The 21,423-nt window shown below is 39.5% G+C and carries 23 protein-coding genes; all 23 read left to right on the forward strand.

Features of this window, described 5'->3' with window-relative positions; genetic code table 11:
* Positions 1 to 129: 129 nt before the first annotated feature.
* The 23 genes from P8F77_RS06150 (at position 130) to P8F77_RS06260 (ending at position 21,414) form a co-directional block, all read left to right on the forward strand.
* Positions 130 to 336 carry a helix-turn-helix transcriptional regulator gene (locus tag P8F77_RS06150; RefSeq protein ID WP_129701513.1) on the forward strand — a complete coding sequence of 69 codons (207 nt, stop codon included), beginning with the start codon at positions 130 to 132 and terminating at the stop codon, positions 334 to 336.
* 35 nt (positions 337 to 371) lie between these two features.
* Positions 372 to 821, forward strand: coding sequence for a hypothetical protein (locus P8F77_RS06155; protein ID WP_129701515.1), 450 nt, complete (start codon positions 372 to 374; stop codon positions 819 to 821).
* 110 nt (positions 822 to 931) lie between these two features.
* On the forward strand, positions 932 to 1,513 hold the full coding sequence (locus P8F77_RS06160) for a hypothetical protein (protein WP_129701517.1): 582 nt from the start codon (positions 932 to 934) through the stop codon (positions 1,511 to 1,513).
* Between the two features lie 1,312 nt (positions 1,514 to 2,825).
* The gene (locus tag P8F77_RS06165) at positions 2,826 to 3,899 is read left to right on the forward strand and encodes a serine/threonine protein kinase (RefSeq protein WP_233441566.1); all 1,074 of its coding nucleotides are present in this window, start codon (positions 2,826 to 2,828) and stop codon (positions 3,897 to 3,899) included.
* Between the two features lie 169 nt (positions 3,900 to 4,068).
* Positions 4,069 to 7,725, forward strand: coding sequence for an isopeptide-forming domain-containing fimbrial protein (locus P8F77_RS06170; protein WP_165353851.1), 3,657 nt, complete (start codon positions 4,069 to 4,071; stop codon positions 7,723 to 7,725).
* A gap of 46 nt (positions 7,726 to 7,771) precedes the next feature.
* Positions 7,772 to 8,752, forward strand: coding sequence for a hypothetical protein (locus P8F77_RS06175; RefSeq protein ID WP_129701521.1), 981 nt, complete (start codon positions 7,772 to 7,774; stop codon positions 8,750 to 8,752).
* Positions 8,753 to 8,765: 13 nt separating this feature from the next.
* Entirely contained in the window at positions 8,766 to 9,185 is a 420-nt protein-coding gene (gene ssb, locus P8F77_RS06180) for a single-stranded DNA-binding protein (protein ID WP_129701523.1), read from the forward strand.
* A gap of 68 nt (positions 9,186 to 9,253) precedes the next feature.
* Positions 9,254 to 9,454, forward strand: a complete 201-nt coding sequence (locus P8F77_RS06185) for a hypothetical protein (protein WP_129701525.1) — start codon at positions 9,254 to 9,256, stop codon at positions 9,452 to 9,454.
* Positions 9,426 to 10,046 (forward strand): hypothetical protein, encoded by a 621-nt coding sequence (locus P8F77_RS06190; RefSeq protein ID WP_129701527.1) that lies wholly within the window; start codon positions 9,426 to 9,428, stop codon positions 10,044 to 10,046. The genes P8F77_RS06185 and P8F77_RS06190 overlap by 29 nt, the downstream gene beginning before the upstream one ends.
* Positions 10,039 to 11,889, forward strand: a complete 1,851-nt coding sequence (locus P8F77_RS06195; RefSeq protein WP_129701529.1) for an ATP-binding protein — start codon at positions 10,039 to 10,041, stop codon at positions 11,887 to 11,889. Before P8F77_RS06190 ends, P8F77_RS06195 begins: the two co-directional genes overlap by 8 nt.
* Entirely contained in the window at positions 11,890 to 13,095 is a 1,206-nt protein-coding gene (locus tag P8F77_RS06200) for a lysozyme family protein (protein WP_129701531.1), read from the forward strand.
* A gap of 11 nt (positions 13,096 to 13,106) precedes the next feature.
* Positions 13,107 to 13,379, forward strand: coding sequence for a hypothetical protein (locus P8F77_RS06205; protein WP_129701533.1), 273 nt, complete (start codon positions 13,107 to 13,109; stop codon positions 13,377 to 13,379).
* A gap of 160 nt (positions 13,380 to 13,539) precedes the next feature.
* Positions 13,540 to 14,385 carry a helix-turn-helix domain-containing protein gene (locus tag P8F77_RS06210; protein ID WP_165353852.1) on the forward strand — a complete coding sequence of 282 codons (846 nt, stop codon included), beginning with the start codon at positions 13,540 to 13,542 and terminating at the stop codon, positions 14,383 to 14,385.
* Between the two features lie 103 nt (positions 14,386 to 14,488).
* Positions 14,489 to 15,211, forward strand: a complete 723-nt coding sequence (srtB, locus tag P8F77_RS06215) for a class B sortase (protein ID WP_129701537.1) — start codon at positions 14,489 to 14,491, stop codon at positions 15,209 to 15,211.
* A 5-nt stretch (positions 15,212 to 15,216) separates the two neighbouring features.
* Positions 15,217 to 15,363: a hypothetical protein gene (locus P8F77_RS06220; RefSeq protein ID WP_165353853.1), complete on the forward strand. Its 147-nt coding sequence runs from the start codon at positions 15,217 to 15,219 to the stop codon at positions 15,361 to 15,363.
* Positions 15,347 to 16,729, forward strand: coding sequence for a zincin-like metallopeptidase domain-containing protein (locus P8F77_RS06225; RefSeq protein WP_129701539.1), 1,383 nt, complete (start codon positions 15,347 to 15,349; stop codon positions 16,727 to 16,729). The genes P8F77_RS06220 and P8F77_RS06225 overlap by 17 nt, the downstream gene beginning before the upstream one ends.
* Before the next feature lie 11 nt (positions 16,730 to 16,740).
* Positions 16,741 to 17,289, forward strand: coding sequence for a hypothetical protein (locus P8F77_RS06230; RefSeq protein ID WP_129701541.1), 549 nt, complete (start codon positions 16,741 to 16,743; stop codon positions 17,287 to 17,289).
* 50 nt (positions 17,290 to 17,339) lie between these two features.
* Positions 17,340 to 18,188, forward strand: coding sequence for a Fic family protein (locus P8F77_RS06235; RefSeq protein ID WP_233441567.1), 849 nt, complete (start codon positions 17,340 to 17,342; stop codon positions 18,186 to 18,188).
* 57 nt (positions 18,189 to 18,245) lie between these two features.
* Entirely contained in the window at positions 18,246 to 18,371 is a 126-nt protein-coding gene (locus P8F77_RS06240; protein WP_267898139.1) for a hypothetical protein, read from the forward strand.
* A complete protein-coding gene (locus P8F77_RS06245) occupies positions 18,352 to 19,077 on the forward strand; it encodes a DUF5688 family protein (RefSeq protein WP_129701543.1) in 726 nt (241 codons plus the stop codon). The genes P8F77_RS06240 and P8F77_RS06245 overlap by 20 nt, the downstream gene beginning before the upstream one ends.
* 12 nt (positions 19,078 to 19,089) lie before the next feature.
* The gene (locus tag P8F77_RS06250) at positions 19,090 to 20,289 is read left to right on the forward strand and encodes a hypothetical protein (protein ID WP_129701545.1); all 1,200 of its coding nucleotides are present in this window, start codon (positions 19,090 to 19,092) and stop codon (positions 20,287 to 20,289) included.
* Between the two features lie 8 nt (positions 20,290 to 20,297).
* Complete coding sequence (locus tag P8F77_RS06255; RefSeq protein WP_129701547.1) at positions 20,298 to 20,762, forward strand: signal peptidase I; 465 nt, start codon at positions 20,298 to 20,300, stop codon at positions 20,760 to 20,762.
* The gene (locus P8F77_RS06260) at positions 20,749 to 21,414 is read left to right on the forward strand and encodes a SipW-dependent-type signal peptide-containing protein (protein ID WP_129701549.1); all 666 of its coding nucleotides are present in this window, start codon (positions 20,749 to 20,751) and stop codon (positions 21,412 to 21,414) included. The genes P8F77_RS06255 and P8F77_RS06260 overlap by 14 nt, the downstream gene beginning before the upstream one ends.
* Positions 21,415 to 21,423: the final 9 nt, after the last annotated feature.

Raw genomic sequence — 21,423 nt, forward strand, 5'->3', positions numbered from 1 at the left:
AACTGTTAATATTCATAATGAAAACTCCTGCGTATCGTGCTTGATGGTTCGGTAAGTAAATTAAAAATCAAGAAAGATCCGGTAAAATTTTGTCTTAAAATAGTTTACCATATTTAGAAAGGAAATCAAGTGATTGGAGAAGTAATAAAGAATATACGGTTAAAGAAAGGTATGTCAAAATCGGAACTGGCCAGAAGAGCAGGGACTGCAGTATCAAATGTACATAACATAGAGACAGAAGCCAGTAAAAACCCAGGATGGTACACGATCTGCAGTCTGGCAGAAGTCTTAGAAATTTCGTTAGATGATTTAAGGAAGATGGACCGCAGGAGTTAGGAACTAAAAGATACAATGTAAAGGATGATGAAATTATGAATCATATTGGCGAGAAATTGATCCATTATATTATGTCTATTTCTTTTCAAGAACGGAAGAAAAAAGCGTTGGAGAAATATAGAAAAGAGGTAAATCGTCTGGAAGATATAGCTGACGATGAAGTTGATTTTGAATATATAAATTTAAAATCAAAATATGAGCATAAAAAGAATATTCTATTCATTTTCATACTCACAATTATAATTTGCATTCTGATGAACGTTTGGAAATACTTTTTCAATATCATAGAAAAGATCATACAATTAACAGTAAATCAGGGGATTGAGATTGCAATAGCAAAAGTGCTATTTATAGGCACGATCACTATAATTGTTTTTATCACTGTATTGACCTTCTTTATAATACAGTCTTACGTGAAACAAATGCAAAGGATATATATGGAATTGCTTATTGTGGAAGAGATAAAAAAGAAGCAGAACAAATAAATACATAAGGCAACAAGAAGGGGGTATATAAAATTAGTAAGGTATACAACAAACTTTATACTAGCAATGGTAGATAGAAATTTGAGAGAAAGAAGGATTGGAGGCTGAAAATGAATGATATGAAATATTTGCCAATTCCCCAGATTCAGATTATAATAGGTGTATCAATCGCTTTAATTTATTTAAGCTATGAATATTCTTATAAAGGAGAGTGCATTATGGAGACAACGGGGGTTATCGCTATTGCCATTGCATTGTTAAGCTGTGCGGGAGGGATATGGGCACAATTTCTACAGTTTAAAAAGGATTCTGCAACGATAAAAGATGTGAAAGTGGATACGACAGAAATGAGACCAACAGTCAATCATGTCGATGAGAACGTGAAAAAGATCCGGGATGAGGTGATAGAAAAAATTGTGCCGGATATGAGTAAATTAAAAGGGGTTGATTTGCTGGTCGATGATTATAAATTTCGGGAACGCATACGGATTGAAAAATCAGCCAATATGTGCAGCAAAGATATCCTGCAGGGTAGTATTGATTTGATCTTTGCAGAAAATGCACGATTAAACCAGGAATTGATAAAAGAAAGAGAAAAAAACCAGGAGTTGCGGTTTTTAAATCAAGATTTGAGTCAAAAATTAGAGGAGTATTCCAAATCCAGAAGCCGTGACCACGGATTAGAGAGATAGAAAAAATAGGATTATAATATACTTACCCAGGCAACTGGGAGGGTGATACCATCCGTTTCGGAGTCTTGCGAAAGGGGTGGTGCTTATGAGTACATATGAGGAATTTATGGTTATCATAAATGTGGCACTATTGATTGTAGCCATCCTTACATATACGCATAAAAAATAGTCACCCTAATCTTAGCGGAACGGGTGACTACTTAATCATTTGTTCCCGGAACGGATAGGCCTCATCTATCTGTCCCAGTTGTCTTGCTAAGTATATTATAATCAAAATTAGAGAGTTTGTAAAGATAAAAGAAAGGTCACTTGATTATTTTAAAACAAGAGAAAAAAGGAAAATTCAACAATTTAGAAACAAATATGGTAAAATAAGAGTATAATATACTTATTAGGGAAGCCGGCAGGCGGCCAAGCCATCCGTTCCGAGCCTTACGGAAAGGGGTGGTGCTTATGAGTACATATGAGGAATTTATGATCATCATAAACACGGGACTATTCATAGTTGCCCTCCTAACATATACCCATAAAAAATAGCCGTCCTGACACCTAACAAGTAGAGGACGACTATTCGTTAATACTTCGCCGGTACGGATGGGCTTTATCCATCGTGCCGACTTCCTTGATAAGTATATTATAATCAAAATCATAGAATTTGTAAAGGAGGAAGAGAGAGAACATCAAATTATTGAAAAGAGAAACATAGGATTATATATAGGAAAACCACAAAGGTTGACCTTTAAGTTGGGACTAAATGGGATAAAAGATATGCTATTATATAAGATGTAAAAAGATGAGGGATCTTTTTACATACTACCCCTAAACAGCCCGGATAATACTTAAAACTCCATCCTTTTGTCCGGGCTGTAAATATAAATGGGGAAAAAGAAAGAAACAAATTAGTAAAAAAGAGTATCGTAAAAATATCATTATAATATATTTACTTGGGCAACCGGAAGGGCGTTTTCATCCGTTTCTAGTCTTGTAGAAAGGGGTGATAACATGGTTACATACAGTGATTTATTCAACTTTGTAATTATGCTTTGTGCCGTTATCGCTTTGATAAAGCACAAAAAATAGACGCCCTGCATCTTTGGTAGGATAGGCGTCTATTTTTAGATACATATAATACCGAAGCGGATGAGTTACGGTCATCCATCCGGTTGTCTTGTTAAGTACATTATAATCAAAATTAGAGATTTTGTAAAGCTGGATCCATCACTTGTTTCCAAATAATTGTATATGATATAGAAATTTAAAGAAATAAGAGTATAATAAAAGTAAGAATAGAAGAAAATAGGAGGAAAAAGGTATGAACAAATTAATGAAAAAAGCAGTTGTTACAGTAATGAGTGCAGCGTTGACAGTTTCTCTGTTGCCTGCAGTTCCAGCTCAGGCAGCCAAGAAGAAACTGAGTGTAAACAAAGTCTATAACACGACAACAAAAGTAAAAGGGAAGACCAAAGGGAAGTATGCCGTAAAGATCAAGATTGGGAAGAGGACCTACAAGGCGACAGCATCAAAGAAAGGGAACTACAGCATAAAGATCCCAAAACAGGCCGTAGGGAAGAGCTTTTACGTCAAAGCTTACAAAGGGAAAAAATACTACACAAAGAAGAAAGTCTATGTGCTTACAAAAAACCTGGTTGTTAAGAGTTTTACAAAAAATAGTAAAACGATCAAAGGCTATGTAAAGCCAGGATATCGAGTGAAAATAAAGATCGGTGGTAAAACATATTCTAAAAAAGCAAGCAAAAAGACCGGGTATTTCAGTATCAAGCTGAAGAAAAAAGCTGGCACGTCCAAGGCAACCATTACGGTCTATAATACTAAGGGTAAAAAAGTAAAGACAGCAACAAAGAAAGCTCCAGCGGAAAAAAAGTCCCTTTATACCCAGGGAGGAAAACCATACTATGGGAAAGTGCCGGGGTTTGACGATGACATCAATCTGGCTGATTTCCAGGCGAAGATTAAAAAGTACGGAAATAATTTCAAAAGTTTTTCATTAGATTATAAGTATGGGGCAGATCAGGATTACTCTGATGTATTTTTTGGCTATGGCCAGGCACAGCGAGGATATTTAGCACACTTTGTGAATGAAGATAACAATGGAGAGTTTGAATGGTTTACTGCTAAGAATGGTGTGACAATTTATTATACAATAGGTAAATCAGCAGACGACTTTTCAGCTCCAGTACCAGAGACGGGACGTTATACAGGAGTGATTAAACCAGGGGAGACCGCAAAACTTAGCCCATCCTATCGAAGTAAACGAAATAACATAGCATATTTAAACATACGGATGCACGGTTATAAGAACGGGAAACTGGTCATGGCAAATTATTATAATTACCAGATTGGCGGAGGAACCGTTGTAGAATATTAAAGAGTTAAAAGGAATAGAAGGTCTTTCTATTCCTTTTTTTGTACCCAAAGGAGGTTGTATGTTTAAAAATAAAGATCCATCATCATAATCAGAGTTTTAAGAAACTAGACAAGCATCATAGATATCTATGGTGCTTTTTTGTTGCGCAACTTTTAAGGGAGGAATAGCAATGCAAATAAAACATAAAAATATCATAGCTATAACCGTTATGATATCATTTCTGCTGATTTTAGGTTTGATCCAGACCGGAGTACAAGCGAAAATCAGTGTGAGTGATGCTTATGAAATAAAGAAATCGAATAAAGAGAACAGTGAAAAATGGCAAAACACAGATAAAGTTGGTGGTGAGTACACCCATAATTATTCATCTTATGATGACTCAAATGCCTTAATTGTAGATCCATCCTATGGATTTAAAGTACAGAAAACAAGTAAAACAAAAACAGAGATTGTTCAGGGAACAGAAATGACCGGATCTTCTGAGTCCGGAGAAATTGAGAGTTCAGAAACATATCCTGCTTTTAAGACATCCCAAAATGCTGCAGGAAAGATTAAAGTCAAGGTTACCAACTGCAGCATTTGGCAGTGTGACACAAATGGGAAGAATGGCCATTCTGTAAACGTAGATGTCCTAAAAACCATAACAGCATATGATTTAGCTTCCGAAGACGGAAATGGAAAAAAGGAAGGATACATCAAATTTCGTCCGGGATTAAATGGAGTATCCTATGCCGGAACGATTGAGGAACTGACCATGAAAACCCAATTCTTCAAGGCTGGAACAGAAACGCCGGTGACATTGCGTACGAATGTCACACTAAAAGACGTGGACAATGACCAGTACATTGGAATCAAAGCCTCAAAAGTAGATGGACAGTATGTGGCAAAGGACACGAATCTTTTATATAAGAAAAGCGGAAGTATGGATGTTTATGCTTCCCCAACCGGAAATGTGGCCAGCACTCCGGAGTCTGCAGTAGGCTTCATCTTTGAATCAAACAATTTTGAGTATACATTTGGAAGAAATATTGCAAAACCAACCGGTGAGAACCAATATGCCGGAACCGGACAAAACATGGTGAAATTTCCACCGACAAATCCGGTTAAAACAGTAAGTGACAATGATGAAACAGACACGACTTCAAATCATTTGAGGTCTTTAGCCGAAACATTTACCTATAAAATATGCCAGAATATACCGACGGACATTCCGGAAGCCCATTACTATAAAAGCTTTGTCATGGAAGATACTATAGAAGAATGTCTGAAAGTGAATAAAGTGGAAGTGACGGCGGTCAATACCGATGGGAAAGAAATTAATGTTTCAAGTATGTTTACGATAAAACAGGATGGTCAAAAGATAACGGCTACATTAAAAGATCCCAAAAATGCAAAGTTTTATACCTATGGTTCCTATAATTTAAAGATCACTGTAAAGATAAACATTCCGGAAAATTGGACCGTAGAACAGAAAGCCTCACTTGAGAAGAAGTGGGAGGAACACGGGCATTATGCATCTGCAAATTCATCATTGTTATTTGCAAATACAGCAAAAACCATTATCGATGGTAAGGATCTGACAACCAATAGGGTAACAACAACCGTAGAACTACCTAAAAGAACAGATTCCTTTGTGGGATTGGACGTAACAAAAGTAGTCGATAAATATGAATATAAAGTAGGCGATACGGTTTCCTATACGGTCACAGCCAGTCAAAAGAATTCAATGGCAGATACCGCCTATTTTTATATCAATGACCTTACCCTCCCAGAAGGAATGGTTTTGGACTTTACTTCCGTCAAAGTGACCGGGATTGACGCAGCAAATTACACATTGACCCAATCTGGTAACGGCTGGATATTAAAGAGTAAAGGAGACTATGCACTTCCACAGGCAAGTACGATTACTGTTAAGTATAATGCAACTGCAGCGGAAGGAGCAAATGGAAATGAAGTGATCAACCGTGCCAAAGCCGCCGCCATTGGAGTACCGGAAAAAGAGGCAGATGCAAAGGTGTGGATCAACAGTCCGAATCTAAAGATTACCAAAAAAGCGGACAAAGAAAAATATAAGGTAGGGGACACCGTTACCTACACGGTGGATGTAAGCCAGGATGCGATTGGCTGTGTGGCCAGAAATATTGTGTTAAAGGATGTTTTAAAAACAGATGGCGTAAAGCTGCAGAAAAACTCTGTGGTCGTGATGGACGCAGACGGAAATGTATTAAAAGATGTGGATGTAGTTGTCAAAAACAATGACTTTGATATTACAACACATAAGAACCTGGTGTGTCCGACTGATAAATACTCCGTTTATGATGGAAAGCTGATCAAACAAGACAAACTAAATCCATTGAACCTGACCAAGGAAACGGCTTTTAAGATCGAATACCAGGCAGTGATCACGGATGAGAAGCTGTCCGGCCAGGATGTTACCAACGTGGCCACCGTTAATTCAGATGAGAATATCCCAAAGGAAGATGAAGAAGTCGTTCCAATTCAGGGACCAAACCTTGACATTACAAAAACTTCTGACGCAGGAGTCTATAAAGTTGGGGACATCGGGAAATATACCTTAACGGCAAAACAGACCAGAGAAGGAGAGACGGCCAAAAATGTGGTCATCAAAGATAAGTTTGGCATCGAAGGGGTTGAGATCGACAAAGATTCCTTTGTGGTCAAATTTAACGGTGAAATTATTGAGCCGGTGAAAATCGAAACAACAGCAGATGGCTTTACCGTGGAAACCGGGAAAGATCTGACTGACGCTGATAAGCTGGAAGTCACGTACCAGGTGCTTTTCAAAGAAGCATCTTTAGAGAACCAACAGGTACCAAATAAAGCAGCCGTGTCTGCAGACAATGCTCCGGAGAAAGAAACGGATCATGAGGTGACAATAAAAACAGCGGATGATCCGGTCTTGAAGATTCTAAAAGAGTCTGATAAAAAAGAATATTTCCTTGGAGAAATCGGAAAATATTCCTTGACGATTACCCAGGAACGCTTAGATGCAGTAGCCAAGAACGTTGTGATTGAAGATACGTTTGATCAAAAAGGTATGGTGATTGATCCTGCGTCTTTGAAGGTGACAGTATCCGGAAAGGATATTACGGCTCAGTGTAAACTAGAAGTGGAGGATAACAAGTATACAATCAATACCAATGCTGACCTGGCCAGGGAAGTTATGAAGATTACATACGATGTCTTATTTAAAGAAGAAGCTTTGAAAGACAAGGATGTGATCAATACAGCAAAAGCAAAGGCCGATAACTCCGAAGAGGTCCAGACACAAAACACGATTAAGATCAGTAAAAAAGATACCCGATTCGCAGTAAAAAAGGATGCGAAGGATAAGGACTATCAAACTGGAGATCTGATCCCGTATTCGATCAAAGTCAATTTGACGAAACCGGGAGATACCGCAAAGAATATCACAATCAAGGATACACTTCCGGAAGGCTTAGAGCTTAAGAAGGATACCATCAAAGTATCTGGGGTAGAGAAATATGAAATAAAGGTCACCGGAAATGTTTTAACCGTTCAGATCAATCAGATGGTGTACGGCCAGAAAGCAGTGATTACCTATCAGGCAAAGATCCTTAAAGGTACAGAAGGTAAAAGCCTTACCAATAAGGTTGAGGTTACATCGGATGATACCGTGCCGGCAAATGCAAAGAAAACCATCAAGATACCAAAGCCAAGTGTTGGATCCAAGATTGCGAAAACGTTAGATAAAGCAAAACCTGGACTCCTTGTAGCTGTTATTGCTGCAGGAACCGCAGGATTGATCTGGCTTTACCGGAAAAAGAAACAGAATAAATCATAGCAGATAGGGGAACGTCTTTGGCGTTCTCCTTTTTAGGAGGCAGCTTATGGAATGGAAACAGTTACGGGCCGTTCAAAGTTCAGACCAGGCGAAGGATCCGACCTTTAGAAGAAAAGACGGATTTGAGAGATACCGGATTGTAAAAATAGATCCCAAGACCGGGGAAATCATACCGGAATCCAAGAAAAACCGGACATTTGACTTTTTACACCAGGCGATGCAGGCACTTCCAAAGGATTGTACGCTTGTATCCTATCAGTTGTTGCTTAAGGAAAGCAAAAATGTTGTAAAAGAACAGAAGGAACCAAAGCAGTTATCAAAAGACAAACCATGGATCATTAACCTGTTTGCCGGCCCGGGCGCCGGCAAGGGAAAGGCAGCACGAAAAATTGTAGAGGCACTGAAAGGAAAAGGTATTACGGCAGCCTATGTTCCTGGACCACAGAAAAAAATGTTAAAGAAGGATCCAAAGCAGTTGGATGGATCCATAAAAACACAGAAGAAATTATATGGTTTGCAGAAAGAGAGGCTTAAAAAGGAAGCAAAACTGTCAAAGGTGATTGTAACGGATTCTCCACTATCGGTATATCCACTGTATGTAAAGAAATCTGACATGGGATTTTCAAAGGAAGTGATCAAAGATTTCCGGAAAGATCAAAGTTTAAATATCTATCTGGAAAGAGAAGCGGAATACCAAAGAGGAGATCGAAAAGAAAGCTTTCAACAGAGCGAAGACCTTGATCTTTCCATCTGGCAGATGCTGAAACAGTTTCGGATCCCTTTTATGATCAGCAACCAAGAGACCCTGGGACAGACAATCAAAGAGATTGAAAAACAGATGAGTGAGATGGAAAAGAATCCAGAGCAAATATCCGAATTATCCAGGGAATCCATTCCGGGAATTGATGAGACCCGGCTGCTTTCCAGACGAAGCGTCTGGCAAAAAGAAGCAACGCTTGATGAGGAACCAACCTTAGATGGAGTCATTGAGGAAGAAGAAATTGTGATGGAACTGACTCAAAACTAGAAAGGAGTACCAAATGAACAAAGTCATTCTAATGGGACGCTTAACTGCGGATCCAAGTACAAAATATAGCCAGGGAGAAAAGCCAATGGCAGTGACCAGGTATCAACTTGCAGTGAATCGGAGATTTAAGCGGGAGGGAGAACCGGAAGCTGATTTTCTTGCGTGTGTCACGTTCGGGAAAGCCGCAGAGTTTGCGGAGAAATATTTTAGAAAAGGTTTAAAAATTGTGATCAGCGGAAGAATCCGGACCGGCAGTTATGTAGACCGGGACGGAATCAAAAGGTATACCACAGATATTGTGGTAGAAGAACAGGATTTTGCGGAGTCAAAAGCAGCTGCAGAACAGAGAAATCAAACCGCTCCTCCACCAGCAGGAGAAGACGGATTTATGAATCTTTCGGATGGATTAGAAGAAGAACTACCGTTTACATAAAAGGAAGGGCGTTTTACAGCCCTTCTTTCGTTTTATTATGGTTGGCCAGAACCAAAGAGGAGAAGATTATGGCAAAGATTACAATACCAGTGCAAGTGATGAAAGAAATGGGGTTTGAGGTGATTCGGGTAGGGGAAAAGGAATATGTCGATATATCACCGCTTTGGATTGATTGTGGATATATTTCAGTGGAGCTTCAGCAGAAAGTAAATGCATATGTAGAACAAAGGAGGCGGGAACTTGGCCAGAAAAAAAGAAAAACTAGATAAGAAGCAGCAAACAGCCCAGGACTTTACAAATACAGCGGAAATCGAAGACTGTTTTTTATATACAAGAGATGGATATATTGCAGCTTATATTAAAATTTTGCCAATCTCGATTGCGTTGTTGTCCTTTCGGGAGCAAAAGACCCTGATTAAACAAATAACCAGTGAATTATCAACGGAGAAAGATCCGTTTCATTTTTTAGCAGTCAGCCGGCCCGTAGATATTACACTGCTGTTAGACCAATATACCGAGCTTCGGAAGGATACAGACAATCCAATACAAAAAGATTTACTTAGATATGAGATTGAAGAGATCTCTCGCTTTAGTTTTTCAAATGAAGTTGTAGAGCGGCAGTTTTATTTCTATATTTATGAGAAATACACAGAAGATAGTGAAAGGGAACTAAAAAAGCATATTTCTGACTTTGCCAGACATTTTGAACATACGGGAATCAAAACAGAAATATTAAAACAAGCGGACATTATTCGATTATGTAATTTAGTAAATAATCCGGCGGTGATCACTATGGAAGATGAAGATATAAAACCGACCATACCTATCTTAAAAGAGAAGGAGGTACAGATGAATGGCTAAGAAGCAGCAAAAAGAGATTAATAATGCCTTATTAAATGTCATAGCCCCGGTTGGACTGGAATTTAAAGAAAATTCCTTTATTCTTGGAGAGAATCTAGGAAGATCCTATGGAATTATTAAATATCCATCCGGACCTGATTATGGGTGGTTGAGCAAAATCACAAATATTCCATCTACCATGGTTGGAATTACTTATACGCCCAACAATGACGGAGAGATTATTCAATCCCTAAACTACAACATTAATACTTACGCTCAGGAAGCGGAGATGGCCAAAGACAGATTAAAAAAGCAGAGGGCAGAAAAATCTGCGAAAGACGGGGAACTCTTAATGAAGCAGATCGATCAGAATGGTGAAAATGTTGGGGAAATAAGTGTCACGATTGTTCCGATGGGGGAAGACAGGGAATCCTTAAAAAAGGTAGAACAAAAAATGAGGGGTACCTGTGGTATGGCCCATTGTAAGATCCGGAATCTTTCCTTTTTTCAACAGGACGGCTTAAAACATATCAGTCCATTTCACATGGAGGTTCCGGAAATAAGCAAAGTGAGTAACCGGGTAATGCCGCTGCGCTCTTTTATAGGTGGATTTCCATTTTCCTCTTCAGGATATAACGATAATTCAGGATTTTATGTAGCCAAGGATGCCAACGGCGGCTTGGTGATCCTGGATTTTTGGAAACGAGAGAATGACCGCACGAATACCAATATGGTTATCATGGGGCAGCCCGGCCTTGGAAAGAGTGCAGCCACAAAGCATATCGCCTTGGGATTGTATATGCTGGGAACAAAGTTGATCTTTATTGATCCAGAGACAGAATATAAGGAGCTTTGTCAGGAACTTAATGGGACTTGGCTGAATGCCGGTGGATCGCCAAATGCCAGGGTAAATCCTCTGCATATCATGCCGGTTCCCAAAAATGATGATGCGGAGACAGAAGAAAATGCTCTTTATAATTACTATGATCGAGATGATGGACATGGCCTCGGAGACATGGCCTTATATATCAAACATCTGGAAACATTCTTCTCACTCTATTTACCTAGTCTTGATGATTTTTTAAAGGCAGATTTAAAGGACGCTATCATCGAACTCTACAATGATTTCGGCATCACATGGGATACGGATGTGAAAAAATTGAAACCGACCGATTTTCCATATATGGAGCATTTATATGGTAAATTGAAGGAAAAAGAGTCGGAACTTGAAAAAACAAGGAAAGAGGCTGATACGAATGGATATGCAATGCTGGCTAAGCTGTTAAAAGATGCCAGTCAGGGTGCGGACTCTATGCTGTGGAATGGGCCAACGACCTTAAAAGCAGACAACCAATGTGTAGTACTGGATACCTTTTCGCTTCAATCCAGTTCCGAAAATACAAAACGGGCACAGTATTTCTTACTACAAACCTGGGCATGGAATATCATGTCTGCAAATCGAAATGAAAAAGTGCAGCTCATATGTGATGAAGGATATCTAATGATCGATCCGGAAGTCCCTCAATCTTTAGTATTCCTAAGAAATGTCGCAAAACGTGATCGTAAATATGAGGCAGGAATGATTATTATAAGCCATAGTGTTGTAGACTTCCTAGATCCAAGAGTGAAAATGTATGGTCAGGCATTGCTGGATACTCCTTGCTACAAGATTTTATTTGGATCCGACGGAAGAAATCTGAAAGAAACCACCGATTTGTACAACTTAACGGAAGCGGAACAGGAATTACTCGAATCGAAACAGAGAGCACATGCCCTGTTTGTCATCGGATCCAAGAGGCTGCATGTTAACTTTGAAATACCAGAGTACAAGTGGCAGTACTTTGGATCTGCGGGAGGAAGATAAATGACTCCAAAAAGTATATTTTCAATTCCAGGAGACAAAGGAGAAAATGCTGGGAAAAAACTTGGTGTGACCATTGGTGCCCCACTGTTCTTTCTCCTTCTGCTGTGTGCGGGCGTCTCCTCTTTGAGTACCTCATCCGGAACCGCTGCAGAACCCCTCTCTGAACAGGTAGAAGCCTATCGGCCAATGGTTTCTAACTATTGTTCAAAATATAAGATTGGGGAATATACAGACTTAGCCCTAGCATTAATGATGGCAGAATCCGGAGGATCAGAGCCGGACCCTATGCAGGCCGCAGAGGGAGCTTATGGGTTGTACTGTTTAAAGACAAAAAATAAAAGCGGAGGCCACCATCAAGGGCCGAATGGGATTCCAACTGGCCACTCTGAATGCAGTATCAATGCGGGTGTCCAGGAATTAAGAGATGCCCTAAAAGCCGCAGAGGTTGAAAGCCCCTACGACCTGGACCACATCAAAGTAGCTATCCAAGGCTATAACTACGGAATGACGAGGTGGATTAAGTGGATTAAAGCCCATGGAGGGCGGTATACCCTGGCATTAAGCCAGAAATATAGTGCCACGATGATGCCGGCAGGAGCAAAGGGAACCCCTAATCATGCAGAAAAGGTTATGAAGTATTATTCCATTGCTACCGGAGACGGGGCGGCAGAAATCATGTTGCTTTCTGGAAACGCAGGACTGAAAGTTACATATTACAACCAGGGAGATGCGGCATGGGCCTCTTTGCCTTATGGTTCTTCCACAATTAAGAAAAGTGGCTGTGGGCCTACATCGGCGGCCATCTGCATTTCTACATTATCCGGAAAGAAAGTTACTCCCCGGCAAACGTGTACCTGGGCAGCGAAAAACGGATATTATGTATCCGGAGCCGGAAGCAAACATGAAGTAATCCCGGCATTGGCCAAACACTATAAGCTGAAATGCAAAGGAGTAGGAAAAGACAAAGTAAAAGTCGTAAAAGCCTTGAAAAGTGGGAAAAAATTAGTGGTTGCTATTATGGGGCCGACTCATTTTACCGACGGCGGCCATTTTATTGTACTGCGTGGCATTAAAGATGGAAAAATTTTAGTTGCTGACTGCGGATCCAGGCAGAGGACAAAAGAAACCTGGAGTTTAGATCTGATTGCAAGCGAGGCAAAGGGAACGGCATCTGCCGGCGGACCTTTCTGGATCATATCAAAATAGTAGGAGGAAATATGAGAAGAGAAAAAATAATGCAGACCCTCTTTTTTGGAATTGTTATGGTGATCGTGGTAACCATGGCTCTTATCTTTCATGGGAAAGAGTCAGATCCGTCAACCACGACAAGTACACAGACAGAAACGACAACCAAGAACGTTACCAAAACGACCGAAGAAACAACCGAAAAGACAACCGAAGAAATGACGGAAGCGCCGCATGATACTTCGGATTGGGAAAATCAAGAGACTGGGGAACCATCCACAACGGAGACTCCCGGAGTTCAATAGACAAAAAGAAAAAGAGACTTACTTGCGATAAGTCTCTTTTAAAGTAAATATTGTCCCAAAAATATCTACCTCTATAGGTTCTTTTATTTTAAGACTTTTTCTTCACAATGTCAATGTTGTTTAGAAAAAGTTTAGAAATAAAATGGCCGGAAAGGAACTTATGAAATATCAAAGCATACAGAACATATTTTTAGATTCGGATTTAACTCCTGCAGCGAAAATCGTTGCAGTTTTTTTATGTCATCGCTCAACGGCATCTGGATGTTGTTACCCAGCGGTACAAACGATTGCGGATGCCTGCAGCCTTTCTAAAAGAACGATCCAGCGGCAGCTAAAGGAGCTGGAGGGAAGAGGCTATCTGGTTATGAAAGAACGTTTCCTGTTTGGAGAGCAGCTTACGAACCGCTATTATTTTACGATCCCGGAGAAGCAATACAAAGCATCAAATGGCTATCTTAAAGAAATCATTTTAGAAGACCCAGACTTTTTATCCTGGATGGATCGAGAAGAAGTTTATACAAAAAATCCTGGATATAAGGCACAAATGATGACGGATATTTTTCATTGCCAGAATCTTTCCTCAAGAGAAAAGCTGGCAGCCTTGTATCTTACGTTTCATGCAGATCGGGAAGCAATGGCATATTTTGATTTTTTTAGAATGGCGGAAGAACTAAGCTTAAGCAGTAAACGTCTGAATACGATCTTACACTGCTTAGAGAAGAGAAAGATTCTGCATTCTATGAAAAAATATCACCGTGGCCAGATGATTTATCTTGTCATGCTGAAGGAAATAAAAACAACACTAAATCCCTTTTACCGCCCATATTATCTGTTTTATTTGTATCATCGAAGAAGTTTAGGCAAAGAAGATCAAAGTGCCTTAAAAGAGCCGCAAACATCAATAAAACAGACGAAACAGGACCATGGAAAACAACTCCCATGGTTTTTTATTTTGATCAAAGTCAGGAAGACCAAGAGTGTCGGCAGAAGGGCACGTGCCCCTTGATTGTATAAAATGTCACCCAGTTTAAACCATGGGTTATGAAATAAAAAGGGTTATTGAAAAAAACTATATCTAGTAGATATCTAAATCATTTAAAGGAGGCCAAATGAGGAATAAACTGATCAATCTTGCAATGTTTCTACTGATTGCTGTGATTATGTGCTGCAGTATCCTTCTGCTTAAAACAGAGAGGGAATATAAAAAAGCAGATCAGGAATACCAGGAGATTGCAAAGCAGGTGAAAAAGTCAAAAAAGAAGAACAAAAGAGGCCAAGGCATTGATTTTCAAACGCTTCTTACGAAAAATCCGGATACGGTTGGGTGGATCCAGGTCAAGGACACCCAGATTGATTATCCAATAATCAAGGGAAAGAACAATGAGAAGTATCTCCATGAGACGTTCTTAGGCAGTAAAAATCCTTCCGGAGCCATTTTTCTGGATGCAAAGGCAAGGAAGGACTTTGGTTCTGCTAATAGCATTATCTATGGACATCACATGAAAAATGGATCCATGTTTGCCGATCTGCTGAAATTCCGGAAACAAACATTCGCAGACACACATAGGATAACTCTTTGGATGCCGGCAAAAAAGATATCGCTCAAGGTCTTTGCAGCATATGCGAGAAAGGCAGATACGACACTGCCGGTGGAGTTTGAAAGTGATACAGAGAAGTCACTGTTTTTGAAAGAAATCATGGAAAGGAGTGAAATTCAAGGAAACATGAGTCGAAAAGAGTTAAGAAAAGCAGGACAAATCTATACGTTTGTCACCTGCAGTTATGAACATGACGATTACCGTACCATTGTCCATGCCATTGAAAGGGGATAAGGAGTATGCAATTAGAAACTTTAAAAGTTCTGTTAGGAGCAGAAGAGGATCCAATGGAGATACCAGGTGAGGAGTTGCATGGAGAAGAGCTACAAAACATCAATGATTTTATAGATTTGAGAAAGGGGGAAAAGGATGGCCAGTGCGATTGAATTAGTCAAACAGTCCCGGAGGGAACTGGTAGAGAAAATTATTGAAAACATGAAAAAAGGGTATCTCTTTTCACCAGAGGAATGGGATCGTAAGGCTTTGCAGCCGTATAATCCAGTCAGTGGTTTTCACTATCTTGGAGGGAACAGAATACGATTGGCCATGGCTGCGATCAATGCCGGTTATCAGGATCCACGATGGATGACCTTCATCCAAGCTAAAAATCAGGGATACCAGGTACGGAAAGGAGAAAAAAGTACTCTTTTAGAGAAATGGATTTTTACCAAAGAAGTCAAGGAAAAAGATGAACATGGAAGGGAAGTAAAAAAAACAGAGCGGTTGGATCATCCTATTTGCAATTATTTCCGTGTGTTTAATGCAGAGCAAGTCGATGGGGTAGAACCACTTGCAAAACAGGAGGTCTTGAAAGAAGATGAAATTTTAAAATTGACAGATGAGATCTTTCAATCTTCTAAATGCAGCATTGTAGAAGCGGCTCAAGAAATGGCTTTTTATTCTCCAGAGGAAGACCAGATTGTCCTGCCGCCAAGAGCATATTTTAAATCACCGGCAGCCTTTTTGTCGGTTGCACTCCATGAGATGGCACATAGCACGGGACATCCGGACCGTTTGAACCGGCCATTGATGAATCTGTTTGGTACGGAGAAATATGCGAGAGAAGAATTAAATGCAGAGATCTCTTCTGCATTTTTGGAGGCGGATCTTGGGCTTGAGGTAGAAGACGAGGGAATCCGGGATCATTCCAACTATTTGAGGTCATGGATTAAAGTTCTACAGGAGGATCCGAATGAATTATTCCGGGCATGTCAAAGTGCGGAGAAAATCAGTGAATATCTCATAGAAAATTATGAAGAGTACATAAAAAAGGAGCGTGAGTTTTCGAATAACATAGAAATAGCAGCGGAAAGCGGCTTGAAGCAAACGAATGCACGCCAACCGCGAAGGTATAGGATGGGATCAGATGGAACAATGCAGCGGATGTTTCAGGGGAAACTGCCGGAAGAATTTAACCAGGAAGATCTTTTGGAATTTATGGTGGACACTGATCTGTTGGTTTCCGGAAAAATTACAGAGGAAACGTTCAGAGCAATCAAACAGTGTGGATACTGCTATCAGTCAGGAAAGATCTTCCCAGAAGAGGTTGTAGATGAAGCGGCAGAGTATGATTTATCACCGGAAGAATTTAATGCCAGAGTTTCCTCTGATACAGCGAAAAACGATTCACAGGATATAAAAAAGTTGGTAAAAGGACTGATTTCAGCATTGGATGAAGCGAAAGGGTTTTGCAAAGACCCAGATTTAGAAAATACCTCTAGCATGATAGAAGATTTTGATATGGAGATTTAAGGAGGGAGACAATGCAATATAAATATAAGTTAACCGAAGAAACAAAAAAGGTACAAGGAGAAATAGTCTATCGGATCCAGGCCCTTAGAGATTTTGCAGATGTAAAAGCCGGACAGCTTGGTGGATTTATTGCCAGTGAAAATAACTTATCGCAGTTTCACTCTGCATGGGTTTATGATTCTGCTTGTATTTTGAGAAATGCATGGGTTGAAGAGGATTCAAAAGTAAAAGGGAAAGCGATCGTAAAGGGGGAAGCGAGGATTTCAGGAAACGCAAAGGTATCTGGACATGCAATCATCTCGGGATCCTCATGGATTGAAGACAATGCCAGAGTAACCGGATGGACTAGTGTAAGGGGGGAGTCCCATGTGTGTGGAAATGCCTGTGTGTGTCATAGAGCAAAGGTGAAAGATGCATTTGTAATGAATGAAGTGCTTACAGGACCAATCTTAAGTCCAAGTAAACTTCAAGCAATGGGGCCAGGGCTAGAAACACAAATTTTATCATTGTCAAATGATTCCATGTTACAACAGGAAAACGATATGGAGTTGGAACCTTAAAACAATGACACATAGTCAGAAGATGAAAAAGGGAAAGGAGTTGAATGGAAATGATGATCCGTGATATGATGATGACATATGGAGGTGATGAAGTGAATCAATCTTATGTGGAACTACTTAGAAAACGATTGCTGATTGAGAAAGAGAAATCGGATCGGTCTGGTATCTATGGTATTTCTCAGAGGATGATGGCATACAATTCTAATAAAATCGAAGGGAGCACGCTGACAGAAAAGCAGACCGCAAGCATTTTTGAGACGGGAACCTTACTTGGAGAAAATGTGGAGTTCCGGACGAAAGATGTGGAAGAGATGACAGGGCATTTTGCAATGTTCAATTATATGCTGTCGTGTTTTGATGAGGAGTTATCCCAGGAAATGATCAAGGCCTATCACTATAAATTAAAGGCAGGCGTGTTTGAAGATATTGCAAATGGGTATCCGATTGGAGAATACAAGAACCGCCGAAATATGGTTTCAGATATTGTGACGGCCCCGCCGGATAAGGTATCAGAAGAGATGGAGCACCTCTTATCAAGATATCATGGAATCCCAAAAAAGTCATTGACGGATATTGCAAGACTTCATGCGGAATATGAAAGAATCCATCCTTTTCAGGACGGTAATGGAAGGACTGGGAGAATGATTCTGTTTAAGGAATGCCTGAAAAACCAGATGGTTCCGATTGTTATTGAAGATTCCAAAAAGGCTCAATATTACAAGGTTTTGAATATCGGACAGACGGAAGAAAGATTTGAACCAATGGTTGCATTTTTTAAAGAAGAGCAGGAGATTTTTTATGAACTGACAAGAGACTTTGTCATGAATAAGATTCCGGTAGAGGAAATGAAGCTGAACCAGACGATGAAGGAAATTGAAGAAGAATTAGAGATGGAGTAAGTAAAAAGCATTTTGGTATAAAAGCCAGAATGCTTTTTTTGTTGAAAGGAGATCCAAATGAAACAAGAAAAACAGGAAGGTATGAAAGACAAACAAAAGAAGCGGCTTCAAGCATATGCCGAGAGGTTTGCAAAGATTACAAAAGAAAGGGAAGAAAAAGTAAATGGAACACAAAGAATTTGAATTGTCAAATGATTTGGTGCACTTTCATCCGGAAAAAATTTTTTTTCGGATGATTGGAGTAGAACAAAATCTAGATTTATTAAAAACCATTCCTCACCAGTTAGAAGAAGATTTAGCAATTACATATCATTTCTTAGTGGCAAGAACGAAGAAAAGTATTATAAGTGGAAGCATTGATTATCAGATGTTAAAAAGCTTTAAAATTACACAAGGAGAGTTACATAAAATCGCCATGGAAAATACACCTAAATTATTTCCGGCCAAGTTTATGTCAATGGCAGAGGCAATTCCATTTTGTCCGGTACCAGATTTTATGTATGTACTAACAAATAAAAGCCAGGTAAATGGTGCAGCTGTTTTATTTTATCCCAAAATGACAGAGCAGATAAGGGAACGTCTGGGAGATGATTTCTATGTCCTTCCATCATCCATTCACGAAGTGATTGTATTGCCAGCAAAAGTGGCTGAGGATATGGGTGATATTCATGAATTGGCAGGAATGGTGAGAGAGATCAATCAGACAAGTGTTGTTGAGAGAGAAGATGTGTTAGCAGACAGTGCATATCGGGTAGATGATCGGGGGTTTACGAAACTGGAAGAACCAGAACGAGAGCGCCCATGGTCCAAAGAACAACAGTTGGATCCGATGCAATCGTTTGACCAGGAATTAGATCAAGAGACTATGGAAGATGAAATGGAATTATAAGGAGGAACCAGAATGGCAGAGAACAATAAGGAAAAAAAGCAATTTGATAATCGACAATTATTAGAGATTAAGCTTGGGCTTAGAAAAAGATTAGATACTCAAATTTACAATAATGTAGATTTGAAAGCGGAACAAATGCGGGAAATCCGTTTAGGCATGGAGTCAAACCTTAATGTTTCAAAATATGCAAATAAAAAATTTAGTGCGGAACAGATGGCGCAAATCCGCGTTGGTATGGAGAATGAAGTAAACGTTGATCAATACTTAAATCCAGATTTAAATGCGGCGCAGATGCTTCAGATACGGACCGGCATGGAACAGGGGCTTGATACGAAAGAGTACACAAGTCAAAGCTACGATGCGGAACAGATGAAACAGATTCGGCTTGGAATGAAATTAGGATTAGATACAAAGCAATTTAATCATCCTGCCATGACAGCGGAGCAAATGAAGGATCTGCGCCTCACGCTGACTACCCAAAAAGTGTTTGATAAAATAAAAGAGCAGTTGAAAGGAATTTTAGAGTCTTTCTTGAGAGCTACCAACCTGTATGTTCACTTTCCATCCAAAGAGATGGAAAATACAATGAGTCCTAAGATAACGGAAGTTTTGAATGAGAGGGCACAGGAGGTCATAAAAGAAAGAATTCTTGAAGCAGAAGCACAAAGAGAGCCAGAATCCATGGAGGAGGTTGAGCAGCAAGTAAGCGAAGACCTAGAAAAACCAGAAATTCAAGATAAAGTTTTAGATAATCAAACAATAGAAAAAGTACAAGATATGGTAACAGAGGTATCAGAAGAACAAGGAGTCGAGGAACCTTTAAAAGAGCCAGAAGAGTTGAGTTATCATGAAGACCCAGGGTTGGACAAAGCAATTAAGAATTATATTAAGTATCGAGAAGAAATTGGATTCCCCATGTTAAAATCTCAAATTCAGCCAACGATAGATCATCTTGCATTTATGGATCGTGATGTAAGCCACCAAGCGGATATTATTAACCAAACAATTATGAATGGGTGGAAAGCATTATATCCGCTCAAACAACAAACTCAAGGAAACGAAAAATCCAATAAGCAGAAACCTAATCAGTTTCATAATTTTGAGGAGCGGGAATACGATTTTGACAAGCTGGAAGTAGCCTTACAGGAAAAAATGTATCAATCAAACGGATTAGAGCAAGCACAGCAGGAAGATCCAGGAATGGAGATGTAGAGGATGCAATGGAAAGAATATCGAAAGCAGTCTCCATTTTAAACCTTTGTATCGTTTGCCTTGGTTGCATTCTATTTTTGCCAATGTTATTTCATATTCATCCATATGTTGTTTATTCAGGATCCATGGAGCCGGTGATTCCCACTGGCTCCTTGGCATTTGTAAAGGAAAATGTGTCATTTCAAGAGTTAAAAAAGAATGATATCATCACGTATTCCGCGGGAACAGTAACGGTAACTCATAGGATAGAAGAAAAAGAGAAAGAATCAGTTATAACAAAAGGAGATAAAAATCAAGATTCGGACTTTTTTAAGGTTTATCCGGAGAACATCAAAGGGCGTTACCTTTGTTCTGTTCCTTATTTAGGTTACTTCATAGAAACGTTAAAGACGCAAAGAGGCATCCTGATATGGATAGGAATCATCTTAATTCAGTTCATTCCAAGGAGGGAAAAGAAAGATGAAAGTAAGTAAAAAGAAGAAACTTGGTATCGGCATTATGATCTTATGCCTTTTAGCAGGAACGGCCGGAACTTTAGCCTATCTGACGGATCAGGATCAGAAGCAGAATACTTTTACAATTGGAGAAGTCCGATGCAGCTTACAAGAGCCGCATTGGGATCAAGAACAGGCCCGAAATATCGTACCAATCCAAACAATCCAAAAAGATCCCTGTGTAAAAAACATAGGGAGGAACGATGAGTATGTATATCTACGGGTTTTTATTCCAATCGAAAAGGTCAGATCAAAAACATCCCCTGTGGAAGCTATACCACAAGAGATATTTACCTATCAACAAAATGGAAAATGGACAGAACTTGAAGACGCCAAGGAACAAGTTCAGTTAGATGATGGAAAAGAGTATCAGATGCATGTATATGCCTATTACAAAGAGTTGAAACATGATGATGTAACAGTACCCTTATTTACAGAAGTAACTGCGATAGATTTTTATGAAAATCAAATAGACAAAAAGTCACTCATCATTCCAGTACAGGCTCTGGCCATCCAAACAGTCAATACAGGAACAGGAAATACAACAAGGAAAAAGGCTATATCTGCATATCAAACGTATATGAATCAACAAAATGAGGAAGCTTTTCCAAGCGTCAAAAATCAAGAATAGGGGGGCTGT

It is taken from the genome of Anaerostipes sp. PC18 (genome assembly GCF_039789045.1).
Lineage (GTDB): Bacteria > Bacillota > Clostridia > Lachnospirales > Lachnospiraceae > Anaerostipes > Anaerostipes hominis.